Source organism: Deltaproteobacteria bacterium, assembly GCA_016875395.1.
In the GTDB taxonomy this organism is placed as follows: Bacteria; Myxococcota_A; UBA9160; order UBA9160; family UBA6930; genus VGRF01.
This window is the reverse complement of the sequence record VGRF01000049.1, coordinates 1-13,605: the sequence shown is the minus strand read 5'-3', so window position 1 is coordinate 13,605 and position 13,605 is coordinate 1. Positions and strand designations below refer to the sequence as shown.

16 protein-coding genes and 1 tRNA gene are annotated in these 13,605 nt (G+C 70.6%); 10 read left to right on the top strand and 7 right to left on the bottom strand.

Translation table 11 applies throughout. The features are described from left to right. Positions 1–1,036 (top strand): 2-oxo acid dehydrogenase subunit E2 (locus tag FJ091_21365; protein MBM4385905.1); only part of this gene is annotated, 1,036 nt, incomplete at its 5' end. 64 nt (positions 1,037–1,100) lie between these two features. Beyond that, a complete protein-coding gene (gene lpdA, locus FJ091_21360) occupies positions 1,101–2,495 on the top strand; it encodes a dihydrolipoyl dehydrogenase (GenBank protein MBM4385904.1) in 1,395 nt (464 codons plus the stop codon). A 14-nt stretch (positions 2,496–2,509) separates the two neighbouring features. Here lpdA and FJ091_21355 read toward each other — a convergent pair whose 3' ends face one another. Continuing rightward, complete coding sequence (locus FJ091_21355) at positions 2,510–3,139, bottom strand: DUF4329 domain-containing protein (protein MBM4385903.1); 630 nt, start codon at positions 3,137–3,139, stop codon at positions 2,510–2,512. A 151-nt stretch (positions 3,140–3,290) separates the two neighbouring features. Here FJ091_21355 and FJ091_21350 point away from each other — a divergent pair, with 151 nt between their 5' ends. Together FJ091_21350 and FJ091_21345 are read left to right on the top strand one after the other, a co-directional pair. After that, positions 3,291–3,671: a winged helix-turn-helix domain-containing protein gene (locus FJ091_21350; GenBank protein ID MBM4385902.1), complete on the top strand. Its 381-nt coding sequence runs from the start codon at positions 3,291–3,293 to the stop codon at positions 3,669–3,671. An 18-nt stretch (positions 3,672–3,689) separates the two neighbouring features. Next, positions 3,690–5,066 carry a hypothetical protein gene (locus FJ091_21345; protein MBM4385901.1) on the top strand — a complete coding sequence of 459 codons (1,377 nt, stop codon included), beginning with the start codon at positions 3,690–3,692 and terminating at the stop codon, positions 5,064–5,066. A gap of 3 nt (positions 5,067–5,069) precedes the next feature. Here FJ091_21345 and FJ091_21340 read toward each other — a convergent pair whose 3' ends face one another. From FJ091_21340 to FJ091_21330, 3 genes are all read right to left on the bottom strand, one after another. Continuing rightward, entirely contained in the window at positions 5,070–6,296 is a 1,227-nt protein-coding gene (locus tag FJ091_21340; protein ID MBM4385900.1) for an acyl-CoA dehydrogenase family protein, read from the bottom strand. A 14-nt stretch (positions 6,297–6,310) separates the two neighbouring features. After that, positions 6,311–6,871, bottom strand: a complete 561-nt coding sequence (locus FJ091_21335; GenBank protein ID MBM4385899.1) for a hypothetical protein — start codon at positions 6,869–6,871, stop codon at positions 6,311–6,313. Positions 6,872–6,969: 98 nt separating this feature from the next. Continuing rightward, the gene (locus FJ091_21330) at positions 6,970–7,596 is read right to left on the bottom strand and encodes a DsbA family protein (protein MBM4385898.1); all 627 of its coding nucleotides are present in this window, start codon (positions 7,594–7,596) and stop codon (positions 6,970–6,972) included. A gap of 36 nt (positions 7,597–7,632) precedes the next feature. Here FJ091_21330 and FJ091_21325 point away from each other — a divergent pair, with 36 nt between their 5' ends. From FJ091_21325 to FJ091_21315, 3 genes are read left to right on the top strand one after another with little or no spacing between them, the layout of a single operon-like run. Next, positions 7,633–7,926: a DUF1330 domain-containing protein gene (locus tag FJ091_21325; GenBank protein MBM4385897.1), complete on the top strand. Its 294-nt coding sequence runs from the start codon at positions 7,633–7,635 to the stop codon at positions 7,924–7,926. Continuing rightward, on the top strand, positions 7,926–8,381 hold the full coding sequence (locus FJ091_21320) for a MaoC family dehydratase N-terminal domain-containing protein (GenBank protein MBM4385896.1): 456 nt from the start codon (positions 7,926–7,928) through the stop codon (positions 8,379–8,381). The genes FJ091_21325 and FJ091_21320 overlap by 1 nt, the downstream gene beginning before the upstream one ends. A gap of 10 nt (positions 8,382–8,391) precedes the next feature. Beyond that, entirely contained in the window at positions 8,392–8,802 is a 411-nt protein-coding gene (locus FJ091_21315; protein MBM4385895.1) for a hypothetical protein, read from the top strand. Between the two features lie 36 nt (positions 8,803–8,838). On the opposite strand, the gene FJ091_21310 is transcribed toward FJ091_21315, so the two are convergent. Continuing rightward, positions 8,839–9,555: a PEP-CTERM sorting domain-containing protein gene (locus FJ091_21310; GenBank protein MBM4385894.1), complete on the bottom strand. Its 717-nt coding sequence runs from the start codon at positions 9,553–9,555 to the stop codon at positions 8,839–8,841. A gap of 120 nt (positions 9,556–9,675) precedes the next feature. Here FJ091_21310 and FJ091_21305 point away from each other — a divergent pair. Continuing rightward, a tRNA-Val gene (locus tag FJ091_21305) sits at positions 9,676–9,752 on the top strand. A gap of 110 nt (positions 9,753–9,862) precedes the next feature. On the opposite strand, the gene FJ091_21300 is transcribed toward FJ091_21305, so the two are convergent. Further along, positions 9,863–10,372: a hypothetical protein gene (locus FJ091_21300; GenBank protein ID MBM4385893.1), complete on the bottom strand. Its 510-nt coding sequence runs from the start codon at positions 10,370–10,372 to the stop codon at positions 9,863–9,865. 374 nt (positions 10,373–10,746) lie between these two features. On the opposite strand from FJ091_21300, the gene FJ091_21295 reads away from it, so the two are divergent. Together FJ091_21295 and FJ091_21290 are read left to right on the top strand one after the other, a co-directional pair. Next, positions 10,747–12,018: an MFS transporter gene (locus FJ091_21295; GenBank protein ID MBM4385892.1), complete on the top strand. Its 1,272-nt coding sequence runs from the start codon at positions 10,747–10,749 to the stop codon at positions 12,016–12,018. A gap of 100 nt (positions 12,019–12,118) precedes the next feature. Then, entirely contained in the window at positions 12,119–12,913 is a 795-nt protein-coding gene (locus tag FJ091_21290; GenBank protein MBM4385891.1) for an SDR family oxidoreductase, read from the top strand. 42 nt (positions 12,914–12,955) lie between these two features. Here the strand turns inward: FJ091_21290 and FJ091_21285 are convergent, their stop codons facing one another. Continuing rightward, a complete protein-coding gene (locus FJ091_21285; protein MBM4385890.1) occupies positions 12,956–13,390 on the bottom strand; it encodes a GFA family protein in 435 nt (144 codons plus the stop codon). Positions 13,391–13,605 lie beyond the last annotated feature (215 nt).

Here is a 13,605-nt window from a genome sequence, read left to right as displayed (position 1 = left end):
GGCGAACGAGCGCATCGTGGCGTCGCCGATCGCGCGCCGGCTCGCGAAGGAGCGCGGCGTCGATCTCGCCGCGCTCGCGGGCAGCGGCCCCGCGGGCCGCATCGTCGAGGCCGACGTGCTCGCGGTCGCGAGCGAAGCGCCCGCGGCGGCGGAAGCGCGCGACATCAAGGCCTCGCCGCTCGCGCGCCGGCTCGCGCAAGAGCTCGGCGTCGACCTCGCGGCGGTGAAGGGCACGGGCCCCGGCGGCCGCATCGTGAAGGAAGACATCGAGGCCGCTGCGGACGCACCGAAACGCGCTGCGCCGGCGTCGCGTCCGGCCGCCGCGCCCACAGTCGTTACGGGCCCGCGCGCGGGCGAGAAGATCCCGCTGCGCGGCATGCGCAAGACGATCGCGACGCGCATGTTCCAGAGCCTCCAGTCCAGCGCGCAGCTCACCATGAACATGGACGTGCGCATGGACGACGCGGTGCGGCTGCGCGAGCAGCTGATCGCGGAGTGGCAGAGCGAGGCGGTGAAGCCGAGCTACACGGACCTCGTGGTGCGCGCCGTGACCAAGGCGCTCGCGCAGCATCCGCGCATGAACAGCGCGATGGGCGAGACGGAGATCGCGCTGCTGCCGGACATCCACGTCGGCATCGCGGTCGCGCTCGACGAGGGCCTGGTCGTGCCCGTGATCCGTAACACCTCGCAGCTGAGCGTGAAGGAAATCGCGCAGGAGTCCGCGCGGCTCGTGAAGGCGGCGCGCGCGGGCCAGCTCAGCATGGACGACTACGCGGGCGGCACCTTCAGCGTGTCGACGCTCGGCATGTTCGGCGTCGACACGTTCACGCCGATCCTGAACCCGCCGCAGAGCGGAATCATCGGCGTGAACCGCATCCGCGACGACGTGGGCTGGGACGGCGATCGCCCCGTGAAGCGCAAGGCGATGCAGCTCTCGCTCACCTGGGATCACCGCGTGCTCGACGGCGAGCCCGCGGCGCGCTTCCTCGCGACCGTGCGCGACCTGCTCGAAGCGCCGTACCGGCTGCTGGTCTGAGGCGGCAAGCGAAGCGCGCAGCGAGGCGGAGTCTTCGGAGCCGAGCGGAGAGTTGGAGAGCCAGATGACCCAACAGTTCGACACGATCGTGGTGGGCGGCGGCCCGGGCGGCTACGCCGCGGCGATTCGCGCCGCGCAGCTCGGCATGAGCGTCGCGCTCGTAGAGCGCGAGCACCTCGGCGGCATCTGCCTCAACTGGGGCTGCATCCCGACCAAGTCGCTGCTGCACACGGCCGACCTGCTGCGCGAGATGAGGCGCGCGAGTGATTACGGAATCGTCACGGGCGAGATCGGCTTCGACGCCGCGAAGGTGGTGAAGCGCTCGCGCGCAGTGGCGGACCAGCTCTCGCGCGGCGTGAAGGGCCTCCTGCGCAAGAACAAGGTCACGGTGCTCGACGGCGAAGCGAAGCTCGCGGGCGCGGGGCGCCTGGTCGTTACGGGCAAGGACGGCGCCGCGCAGGAGCTGCGCAGCGACGCGATCGTGCTCGCGACCGGCGCGCGCGCGAAGGCGCTGCCCGGCATCGAGGCCGACGGCGAGCTGGTGTGGACCTATCGCGAGGCGATGGTGCCGCGCGAGATGCCGAAGCGGCTGCTGGTGATCGGCTCAGGCGCGATCGGCATCGAGTTCGCGAGTTTCTACCGCGCGCTCGGCAGTGACGTCACGGTCGTGGAGGTGCTGCCGCGCATCCTGCCCGTCGAGGACGAGGAGATCTCCGCGTTCGCACGCAAGGCGTTCGAGAAGGAGGGCATCGCGATCCACACGAACGCGAAGGTCGAGAGCCTCGCGCGCGCGAGCGGCGCGCTCGTCGCGAAGCTCGCCGCGGAGCAGGGCGCGCTCGAGGCTAGCTTCGACCGCGCGATCCTGAGCGTTGGCGTCACGGGCAACGTCGAGTCATTAGGGCTCGAGACGACACGCGCGAAGGCGGAGCGCGGCTTCGTCGTGACCGGCGCGCACTTCGAGACCGCGGAGCCCGGCATCTTCGCGATCGGCGACGTCGCGGGCCCGCCGTGCCTCGCGCACAAGGCGAGCCACGAGGGCGTGCTCGTGATGGAGCACATCGCCGGCCACGCCACGCACGCGATTCGGCGCGAGCGCATCCCGACCTGCACGTACGCGCACCCGCAGGTCGCGAGCGTGGGGCTCACCGAGAGCGCCGCCGCGGCGACGGGCCGCAAGCTGCGCGTCGGCAAGTTCCCGCTCGTCGGCAACGGCAAGGCGATCGCGATCGGCGACTCGAACGGCCTCGTGAAGACGATCTTCGACGCCACCACCGGCGAGCTGTTAGGCGCTCACCTCGCCGGCCCCGGCGTCACGGAGCTGATCCAAGGCTTCACGATCGCGATGGGCCTCGAGACGACGGAGCAGCAGCTGATCGAGACCATCTTCCCGCACCCCACGATCTCGGAGTCGATGCACGAGTCGGTGCTCGCGAGCCTCGGGAGAGCGCTGCACGTCTGACCCGGGGGCCACCCTCACGACGGCGACTGCGCGCATCTCTCCACCGCTGCTCTCGCAGACGCCGCGAGCGCGATCTCGTCGCTGCCCTCGGCGAGCTGCACGGCATCGCCGCGCGCGATCCCTTCGCTCCAACCGAGCCCTTCGGCGCGCGCTTCGGCGGCGCTCGCGATTGCGTCGCCGGGGCGGTACACGCGCGCATCGCCGCTCGGCGCGAGGAGGTAGACGGGCACGCGCGTCGTCTCCGCCATCGCGACGTCGCGCGCGGAGAACCAGGCGCGGCCGAGACCGTCGGCGCCGTGCGTGTGCCAGATCGCGGCGAGGCGGAAGCCCGCGGGCACGCGCAGCCGCACGCGAATCTCGTCGGCGCCCCGCGCACCGAGTGCGGCGGAGTACATGAAGCGCGCCGGTGCGCGCAGCGACTCGAAGATTCCGCCCAGCACTTCGCGGTCTTCAGCGAGCGATCTCGCGTGCCACCTCCGCTTCGCGTGGTCGAGCACGCCCCCGAGGTTTGCGAACTCCCTGGGCTCCAGAACCGGCTCCTGCTCTCGCAGCGCCTCGGCGCGGCCGGCCACGAGTGCGGAGCACACGAGGCTCGCGGCGAAGGCGAGGCGCGAGCTGAAACGAGCGGCGCGAAGTGTCGTCACGGCGTTCTCCGGTGGGTGCGCAGTGGGCAGAACGCGGCCTGACGCTCGGCGTGCTGTGCCGGATGACCGGAAAAAGCTCCTGAAAACCTCCTCTCGTGAACCGGATGCGAGCCCAGGTGTTTAAAGCGAGGTGCGCGCTCGCGGAGGGAACGTGTATCGAGGCACTGGCACGGGTGGTGGCGGTGGGGTGCTCGCGAGCCGGCTCACGATCGGCGACTGGAGCGTGCATCCCCTCGCGGGCTTGATCGAGCGCGACGGGAAGAAGCAGCGCCTTCAGCCGCGCATCATGGACCTGCTGCTGCGCCTCGCGGTCGCGCCCGGCGAGGTGATTCCGCGCGCGGTGCTGCTGCGCGACGTGTGGAACGGCGTCGTGGTGAGCGAGGACGTGCTCACGCGCAGCATCTCGGTGCTGCGGCAGGCGCTCGGCGATGCGCGCCACGGCCGCGCCTACGTCACGACGATCGCAAAGCGTGGCTACGTGCTGAACGCGGCGGTGGCGTGGTTGGCGCAGCCCGGCGAACGCAAGGACTAGCGCGCGGAAATCGTCGCCGTGCAGCGCTTCGCAGAGGACGCGAGCGGCGCGCTCGCCGGCTTCTGCGAGGCACTGCGCGACGAGCTCGTGCTCGCGCTCGGCGCGCTGCCCGGCGTGCGCGTCGCCGCGGGCGTACCGGCGTCCGCGCCGCTCGTGCTGGAAGGCAGCGTGCGCCGCGAAGCGAGCGGCCTCGTCGTGACCGCGCGGCTGATCGAAGCGCGCGAGGGGCTCGTGGTGTGGGCCGAATCGCTGCGCGCTGCGCGCGGCGACGAAGACGCACTGCGCCGCGAAGCCGCCGCGGCGATCGCAGCGCGCTTCTCGATGCGCGCCGGCGAGCGCAGCCTCGCGCCTGGGCCGCGCGACGTGAAGAGCGGCGCGCTCGAGCAGTACGCGCTCGCGCGCGCGAAGTACCTCGCCGAGCGGCCGAGCTTCCGGTACGAGGGCCTCGCCGAGCTCGAGCGCGCGATCGAGCTCGACGACCGCTTCGCCGCCGCGCACGGTCTTCACGCCTACGTGAATGCGATGCGCTCCTCGTACGAGGCGCCGTATCCCCACGTCTCGGAGCGCGTGCGCAGCGAGTATCAGCGCGCGCTCGCGCTCGATCCGCTGCAGCCCGAGGCGCTGATGGCGAAGGCGCTCGACGTGCGCTGGCGCAGCTGGGACTGGGCGGAGATGCGGCTGCTGTTCGAGCAGGCGCTGCGTGTCGCCCCGGGCGATCCGCACGTGCTCGCGCACTACGCCGCGCGCTTCTATCGCGAGCTCGGCGAGCTCGGCACGGCGGAGCGCATGCTGCGCCGCGCGCTCGCGCTCGACGCGAACAACGTCACCACGCTCGTGCTGCTCGCCTCGGTGCTGCGCTTCCGCGGCGAGTTCGCGGCGTCACGCGAAGAGGCTTCGCGCGCGCGCGAGGCGAGTCCGCATCACAGCTGGGCGCTGCTCGCGCTCGCGCTCGCGAGCCTGGAAGCGAACGACTTCGCCGCCGCGGGCGAGACGCTGCGCGAGATGCAGTCGCTCGCGGGCATCGATCACCGCATGACGCTCGAGATGCGCGGGCGCCTCGAAGCGCGCAGCGGCGACGAGGCGCGCGCGCGCAAGACGCTCGCGCGCATGCGCTCGTTCGCGCGCGAGGACGCGATCTACGCCGAAGCGATCGCGTGGGTGTGCTTCGAGCTCGGTGAGCTGGAGGAGGGCGCAGCGTGGCTCGAGCGCGCGCTCGATCAGGGCGCGAGCGCGTGCTCGCTCGCGCGCGTGTGCATGCTGCCGATCGAGGCGCGCCGGCCGGGCCTGCTCGCGTCGCCGCGCTTCCAGGCCGTGCTCGCGCGCATGCACCTCGACGACGCGTCGCTCGCGCGCCTCGCCGCCGAGGGCGTGCTGGATCCGCCGCTCGCGCTGTGAGCGCTAGCCGAGTCCCATGAACTCGGGCGACGCCTCGTGGCCCAACAAGATCCTGCCCAGCTCACCGTAGAGCGGGTGCGCCACCCAGCGGTGCGTCGCGCAGCCGTGCGCGTCGCGCAGCTTGCGCTCGAGCGGGCTGTGCATGCGCATTCCGCTCGTGCCGGCGGTGTTGTGGATGAGATCGACCACGTGCATCGAGGCGTTCGCCGCGTGCGTGCAGGCGAGGCGCCCGTTCTGCGTGGCGCGCGGCGACGGAATCGGCCGGCCGCCGTGCAGCTCCTCCTCGATCTCGTGCATCGCCTCCATCAAGTACGCGCGCGCGGCGCGGAACTGCGCCTCGGCCTCGCCGAAGCGCTGCTGCGCCACCGGGCGATCGCGCAGGGGTGCTGCGGTCAGCCACGGCACCTTCGTCCCTGCCAGCACCGTGAACTCGTCGAGCGCGCCGCGCGCGACGCCGATCGCGACGGCGGCCTTGTTGTACGCGAGGCGCAGCGCGACGGGCACGCGGAATGCCGGGTTCGGGTAGTGCGGCGGCAGCACGAGCAGCTGCACGTCCGCCCACTTCGCGGGGACGAGCGCATTGGTCGCGCGCACGTCGTGCGAGCCCGAGCCGCGCAGGCCCGCCACGTCCCACGTGTCGACGATCTCCCACTGCGAGCGGTGCAAGAAGAAGCTGCGCACGACCGGTCCACCGTTCGCGTCCTTGAGCAGCTCTCCCTTCTCGAAGACGGGGCCCATCATGAAGCACCACGTCGCGTTGTGGCTGCCGCTGATGAACGTGGTCTGGCCCGAGACCAGGTACGAGCCGTCGGGCTGCTTGTCCGCGCGCGAAGGCTGCGAGCCCGGGCCGCCGCCGCCGCACATGATCACGCGGGGGTCGTCGAGGTAGACCTCCTTCGCGAGCGCTTTGTCCATGCCGCCCGCGGCCATCGCGTTGATCTCGCTGCCGAGCATCACGTTCCAGCCCACCGAGGCGTCGATCGCGGAGATCGCTTCGAGGATCTCGATCGTCTCGGTGATGCTCGCGTCGTCGCCGCCGAGCTCGCGCGGGATGGCGATGCGGAAGATGCCGGCGTCGATCAGCGCATCCACCGTGTGCTGGGGCAAACGGCGCAGCTGCTGCGCTTCGTCGCCGCCCTTGCGGATCACGTCTTCGAGCTTCGCGATGCGCTCGAGCGGGGTGCCCGAGACGGGCGGGGCGGTGGTCTTCTTCAGCTGAAACTCGGACATGGGATCCTCAGTTGTTATTGCGACAGGCGGTGATACGGCGGGAGGTCGGCGCGCGAGATGCGCTCGGCGGAGGCGAGCGCGTCTTCGCCGAAGTAGATGTCCTCGCCGACGAGCTTGCCTTCCGCGTCGCTCGGCCAAACCGTGACGAGCTGCGCGCGCGTGAGGAAGAGCTCATCGGGCTTCACGGGCTGCCCCGCGACTTCCTTGCGACCCGCGGCGATCAGCTCCGCGCCGCTGCGCACTTGCTTCACGGCGCCCTCGGTGATCACGTTCGCGCTGTCGGCGACGATCTTCTCCACCACCACTTCGAACTCGTTGCCGCCGGCGGCGATCATGCTCGAGTAGAAGCCCTCGACCGCGGTGCGCCCTTCGAGCTTGAACGAGCCCGCCGGGTTCCAGAAGTGGTAGACGGGGCTCGCGGTGAGCGTCGCCATCAGCTCGGGCAGGTGGCCCTTGATCTCGTGCTCCATGTGGTCGCGCACCGCCGTGAGCAGCGTGCGCACGCGCGGATCGCTCTCGCGCTGGGCGCGCGCTTCGAGCGCGAGCCAACTCCGATGCGGCTCGATCTTGGGCATGGGACCTCCGGCGGAAGGCAGTTTCTATCTCAGTTCGACGCACCCGCCCATCCGCGCACGGCTCTTCCCGGCCGTGATTACGCCGCGCGTCCTGCGGCTCAGCGAGTCGCCGCGAGGCGCTCCCCGATCAGCGGCAGATGCTCGCGGCCCCAGAACAGCTCCCCGCCCAACAAGAAGCTCGGCACGCCGAACACGCCGCGCGCGTGCGCTTCCTCCATCACGCGCTCGAGCTCGCGCGCGCCGTCGCCCGCGGCGAGCTCCGCGAAGCCGCGCGCGTCGATCCCTACGCCGCGCAGCGTCTCCTCGACGACGCTGCACTGCTCGACATCGAGCTCACGCCGCCAGAACGGCGCGAACACGGCATCGAGCCACGCGTCCACGCGCGGGGGCGCAACTCGTTTCGCGAAGAGCAGCGCGATCGACACGAGCCGCGTGTCCCAGATCTTCTGCGTGCCGCGGATCGTGAGCCCCGCGCGGTTCGCCTGCCGCCGCACGTCCATGTACGCGTACTTCACCTTGCGCCACTGCGCCTCCGTCCGCGCGCTCTCGATCACGGCGCCGGTCGCGGGATCGAGCCGCGCGGAGCCGAGGTAGGACGGGATGTCGAGCACGTACGGCAGCCAATCGATCGCGACGCCGTGCGCCGCGCACAGCGCGCGAGTCGGCGCGAGCGCGAGGTAGGCGTACGGAGACTTCACGTCGACGTAGACGGTGAGCGTGCGCATGAGCGCAGCGTAGGCCGCGCGCGATACGGTCGGGCGATGCCCGCCTACGCCATCTTCATGAACGACATCCACGACCCCGCCGGCTACGCCGCGTACCTGAAGGCCGCCGGCGATTCGCTCGCGCCGCACGGCGGCAAGCTGCGCGTGTTCGCGGACGAGACCCGCGTGCTCGAAGGCGCGCCCGATCACAAGCGCTGCATCGTGATCGAGTTCCCCACGCGCGCAGCTGCGGAAGCGTGGTACGCGAGCGCGACTTATCAGGCCGCGATCCCGCTGCGGCAGAAGTCGAGCCGCGGCTGGGGTTTCATCGCCGACGGCTTGCCCGGCTGATGGCGCTGCTGACGGACGAGCATCGCCGCTGGATCGGGCGCGAGGATGCGCCCGTCACGGTCGAGGTGAGCCGCCGCGACATCGTCAAGTACGCCGTCGCGACGGATCAGCTGCAGGAGAAGTATCTGCGCGGCGACGAGGCGCCGCCGATGTTCGTGTTCAACCTGTTCGGCCCGCTCCGCAAGCTCGAAGACATGCGCGCCGACGGCCTGCCGCGCGCGCAGGGCGGCGGCCCCGCACTGCCGCTGAAGCGCGTGATGGCCGGCGGTACCGAGCTGCGCATGCTGCGCCCGATACGCGCAGGCGACACGCTCACCGCCACATCGCGCATCACCGACATGGTCGAGAAGAGCGGCGCGCAGGGCCCGCTCATCTTCACGGTGCGCACCACGCGCATCACCGACGCGAGCGGCGCGCTCGTGCTCGAAGAGATCCAGACGGCGATCGCGAGGTGATGTCGTGACGCTGCGCTTCGCCGATCTGCGCGTCGGTCTCGAGCTGCCGACGCGTGCGCACACCGCCACGAACGTGAGCCTCTTCATGTACAACGCGGCGGTGTGGAACCCGCACCGCATCCACTACGACGCGGCGTACACCACCGAGGTCGAGAAGTACCCCGCGATCGTGATCGACGGCCCCCTGCAAGGCGACTGGCTCTCGCAGTGCGTGCTCAACTGGCTCGGCGACGCGGGCGACCTCACGCGCTTCGCCTACAGCAACCGCCGCGCGGCCTACCTCGGCGAGACACTTGTTACGGGCGGCACGATCAGCGCGCTCGACGCGAGCGCGCGCACGGCCGAGCTCGAGCTGCGCGTCACGAACGAGCGCGGCGACGTGACGACGCCGGGCAGTGCGACGGTGAAGGTGAGGGCGTGAGGGCGGCGCTGCCGCCGCGTCGCTGGGCGCGAGCGATCAGGTGCGCGTGCGCCGTCGCGAGAGCGCCAGCGCGGCGCCCGCCGCAGCGAGCAGCGCGAGCGCGCCCGGCTCCGGCGTTGGCTCGATGCGCTCGGTGGTGCGAATCCCGAAGGTGAAGCCGTGCCAGAACTCGGCGGTCGGCGCCGTCCACGAGAAGGTCGAGAACGTCCCGATGAACTGAATCGTGCCGTGCCCTTCCTGACCCTGCAGCACGTCGCCGGGGAGCTGTGTGAGCGCGCTCGGACCTCCGCCCCAGAAGCCCACTCCTTGGCTCACGATCGTGAACGGACGGTCGAAGTCATAGGTCACGAGGACACTCGGCTGCCCGAGGCTCACGATCGCCATGATCGGGTCCCTGATCGGCTCCGAGAGCGTGATCGTGTAGGTCGTGGTCGAGGTGCCGCCGGTCAGCGCGAGGATGTCGGAATCAGGCGGCGAGTTGTCGACTTGCGTACTGAGGTACGGCGCCGCGGGCACCCAATAGTTCGTGCCGCTGTTCGTCTGGCCGAACGTGTACGCGCCCGCCGCGCCGTTCGGCTCGGTCACGCTGAACGTGACGCTGACGGTCGAGCTGTCCGGGAGCGTGATGGTGCCGGCAGCGGTGCCAGCGCTCGGGCTCGAGCTGGTCCAGTCGACGTAGTAGTAGGTCGCCGCGACGGCAGGGCTCGCGCACAGCAAACCGACCAGAGCGATTCCTGCACTCCACTTGCGCATACGTGATCTCCCGCGGCGGTGTCGGACTCTTGAGGTAGTGGCCGCGAGATCGCCTTGGTGGCGCGGCTTCGCGCGCCGGCTTCGAGCGGGTCGCCCGCGTGGACGTACAGTGCGCGGCGCGGACGCGTAGCTCAGCTGGCTAGAGCACTGGTCTTACAAGCCGGGGGTCGCAGGTTCGAGCCCTGCCGCGTCCACCAGCGCGAGGTGCGGAAGCGCGCGGAAGAGCAGGGGAATCCGGCTGAGCGTGGGGCTCGCGGACCTAACAAGAAGTGCGCCCAGCGGGTGAGCGCCGGCTCTGCGCGCCCGTTCAGTTCGGCGATCGCAGCGTGAACGTGACTCGCAGGTTCACGCCGCCCGTGGCGTTGAACCCCAAGAGCTCCTGCCGCTGTTCTCCTACGACCCCGCGGAACACTCCAGTGCCTCCGATCACAGCGCGCAAGATCGGCGCAGATCCCTCGCGACCTTCCGTCGAGATCGAGCGGTCGTCGCCGGGCAGGAGATACTGCTGGGTTGTCATCACCCAGATCGGCGCTTCGCCCGAGATGATCTTCGAAGCGTCCGCGAGATGCGTCCCCCGACAGAGCCATTCTCCGATTGAGCCTGCCGAGTTGGGGTCGAACGTCGAGCCATCGCCCTGGATCGTGCCGGCCGGGAAGAGACGGCCCTGAGTGAGGAAAAAGCTCCCGACCTTGGGCTCGCCGTCGCCCGCATTCACGAACGTCGGGACGAACTTGGAGAAGTCTTCGGCGACGTCGACGGTGATGGTTCGGACCTTTGGGCCATCCGCACGCGTCGCCGCCGGCGAGAGGAGCAGCAAGGCGAGTCCCGCAAAGGCTGCTGCTGAGAGAGATCGCATGTTCGATTCCTTTCGAGTGCCCTGACACGGGCGTTATGGCCCCGCGCCCATCCTCGGCGGGGCGCTGGGTCGCCTGCAACTGCTTTCCATGCCTCCGACGGGAATGCGAGTCGCCCCATAGGTGACGAAACGGTCTCGGCGAGGCTGGGCTTGGCAGAACGTTCGTTCGCGACCCAGCGGGAGAGGTGCTCCTTAGCTTCGAGGCTCATCCGTTCCACAACGCCCGCGAGTCGAAAGCGGCGCGCGTGACGCGCGCGGCGGAGTCGCTCGTTCGCTCCGCTTCAGCGATACGCTCACTCCCCTGAATCACGGCGCACTCGCGCGGGCGGACCACGATGCCTTGGTACTCCGGCTGGAACGTCCTCGCGGTGGCGGTGGTGTTTCAAGCGCTGAGCTTCGGCATCGGCATCTATTGCTTCACGTTCTTCGTCGCGCCGTGGTCGCGCGAGTTCGGTGTCGGGCGCGGCGAGGTGATGACGGTCTATCTCGGCATGCAGATCGGGATGGGCGCGCTCGCGCCGCTCGCGGGCCGCGCGATGGATCGCCTCTCGATTCGCGCGCTCGTGTGCGCGGGCGCGCTCAGCCTCGCAGCGGCGCTCGTGCTCGCGGGGCGCGCGACGCAGCTGGCGCAGCTGCAGGCGCTTTACGCGTCGCTCGTCGTCCTCGGCATGCTGCTCTCCGGTCCGCTCGCCGCGCAAACGCTCGCGACGCGCTGGTTCACGCGGCGCCGCGGTCTCGCGCTCGGCATCTCGAGCGTGGGCACCTCCCTCGGCGGATTCGCGTTGCCGCCACTCGTGACCGCGCTTCACGAGTCCGTGGGTTGGCGTGTCGCGAACGACGTGCTCGCGGCGCTCGTGGTCGGCGGTGTCGTCCCGCTCGTGTGGTGGATGGTGCGCGGCTCGCCGAGCGAGGCGGGCGTCGCGGGCGAGGCGGACGGGCGCGCGGCGCACGAGGCATCACTTCCCGCGGCGCCGCAGCGCTGGGGTGCGGGCGACGTGCTTCGCGCGCCGATCTTCTGGTGGATCGTCGTGCCCTTCACCGCGACCGGCACCGTGTTCGGCGCGGTGCAGCAGAACCTTGCGCCGGTTGCCCTCGACGCCGGGATCGACGCGCGAGCCAGCGCGTGGCTCGTCTCGACGCTCGCGCTCGTGATGGTGTTCGCGAAGGTGGGGTTCGGCGCGCTCGCCGATCGTGTCGACGTGCGCTGGTTGTTAGGCAGCTCGGTCGCGGCGCTGGCGCTCATGCTCGCCTGGCTCACGCGCGAGCTCCGCTACGCGGACCTCGCCGGGATCTGCGCGCTGCTCGGCTTCGCGGCGGGCGCGAACCTGCCGCTGCTCGCCGCGGTGGTGAGCCGCCACTTCGGCACCGCGTCGTTCGGCCTCGTGATGGGGATGGTCGGCCCGTTCTCGATGTTGTCCGCGGCCGGCCCCTGGCTCGCCGGCCACCTGCGCGACACCACGGGCGCGTACACGAGCGCGTGGATCGCGCTCGGCGCGCTGCTCTTGCCCGCCGCGATCGCGATTGGGTTCCTGCGCGCAGCGCCCTCTTCAGCCGCGCGCCTTCAGCGCGCGCAGCTCTCGGCTCGAGTCCTCGAAGAGGGCCCGTAGCTCGCGAGCGGCGAACGGGCGCGCTCGAACGCGACGGACCAACGTTCGGGCCGCGACGGATCCAGTCTCAGCGGCGCGACCGCCGCTTGGAGGAGTCAGCATGAGGCTTCGCGAACGCGTTGCGATCGTGACGGGCGGAGGCAAGGGCATCGGCGAGGCGGCGGCGCTGCGCTTCGCCGAGGAAGGCGCGCGCGTGATGGTGGTCGACTGCGACGAGAGCGCGGGCGCCGCATGTGCGCGGGCGATCGTCGGGCGCGGCGGCGCCGCGGCGTTCTTTGCGGCGGATCTGACGCAGCGCGGCGCGGCGGAAGAGATGGTGCGCGCGACGCTCCAGCGCTTCGCGCGGCTCGACTGCGCGTTCAACAACGTCGGCGGCTCGGTGAAGGGTGGCGAGCGGCCCATGCACGAGATCGATCTCGACGCGTTCGAGGCCGAGCTGCGCCTCAATCTGACGAGCACGCTGATGTGCCTGCGCGCCGAGCTGGCGGCGATGCTCGCCTCGAACACCCGCGGCGCGATCGTCAACACGTCTTCGCTCGCCGGTCTCGGCGGCACGCTCTCGAACCCCGCTTACACCGCGGGCAAGCACGGCGTGATCGGCCTGACGAAGAACGCCGCGGTGGCGTACGGGCAGCGCGGGATTCGCGTGAATGCGGTGTGCCCCGGCACGATTCGCACGCCGGGGCTCGTCGCGAACTTCGCCGGCAATCCCGACTACCTGAAGGACCTCGCCCACGCGGCGCTCGAGCGCGTCGCGGAGGCGAGCGAGGTCGCGAGCGTGGTGGTGTGGCTCTGCAGCGACGAGGCGTCGTTCCTCACAGGCGCGGCGATTCCCGTCGACGGCGGCACGTCCGCTTTCGCTGTCCGAGTCGCGAGCAGTCGCGCGGGCGACTGAGCTCACGCCGTAACAAGAGCGATCCCGTGCCGGCGCGCAGTCTCAGCGCCAGTCCAGGGGCCCAGGCATCGGCATGTGGGGATGATGGCTCGCGCGCGGCGGGCCGTCGGAGCGCGTCCAGAAGTAGCCGCTGTGCGAGTTGTTCATCTGCACGATTCGCACCCGCGCAGGATCGAGCGTCGGAATGAGCCGCGCGTTCAGGCCGAAGATCACCTGCTGGGCGTCCGCGGTTTGCATGTGATAGACGCAGCCGCAGGTTCGACAGCGACGGAACTCGAGGATGCGGTCGCCCCACACGTACGCCTCGGTCGCGTCTCGCGAAGGTGTGGCCAGCAGCTTCGCTTGATCGGCTCCCTCGAAGTACGTCCACAACGCGCCGTATCGGCGGCAGATCGTGCAATTGCAGTCGAGCACCCACTCGGGCTGCTCGGCGATCTCGAAGCGCACGGCGGTGCAGTGGCAAGCGGCGCGGATCATCGGCGCTCCTTGGTTTGGATCGAGCCGCCGACGCTACAGCGCGTGCAGCGGAGCACTCGTGCGTCCTCGCATCGGGCCAGAGTCGCGCTGACCTGCTGGCCGATTCTCGGACCGACTGATTCTTGAGAGAGAATGGCTTCCGACGGAAAGGAAGCCCCCATGAAGAAGAGTCGGTTTACGGAAGAGCAGATGGTGAAGATTCTGCGCGAGGCGGA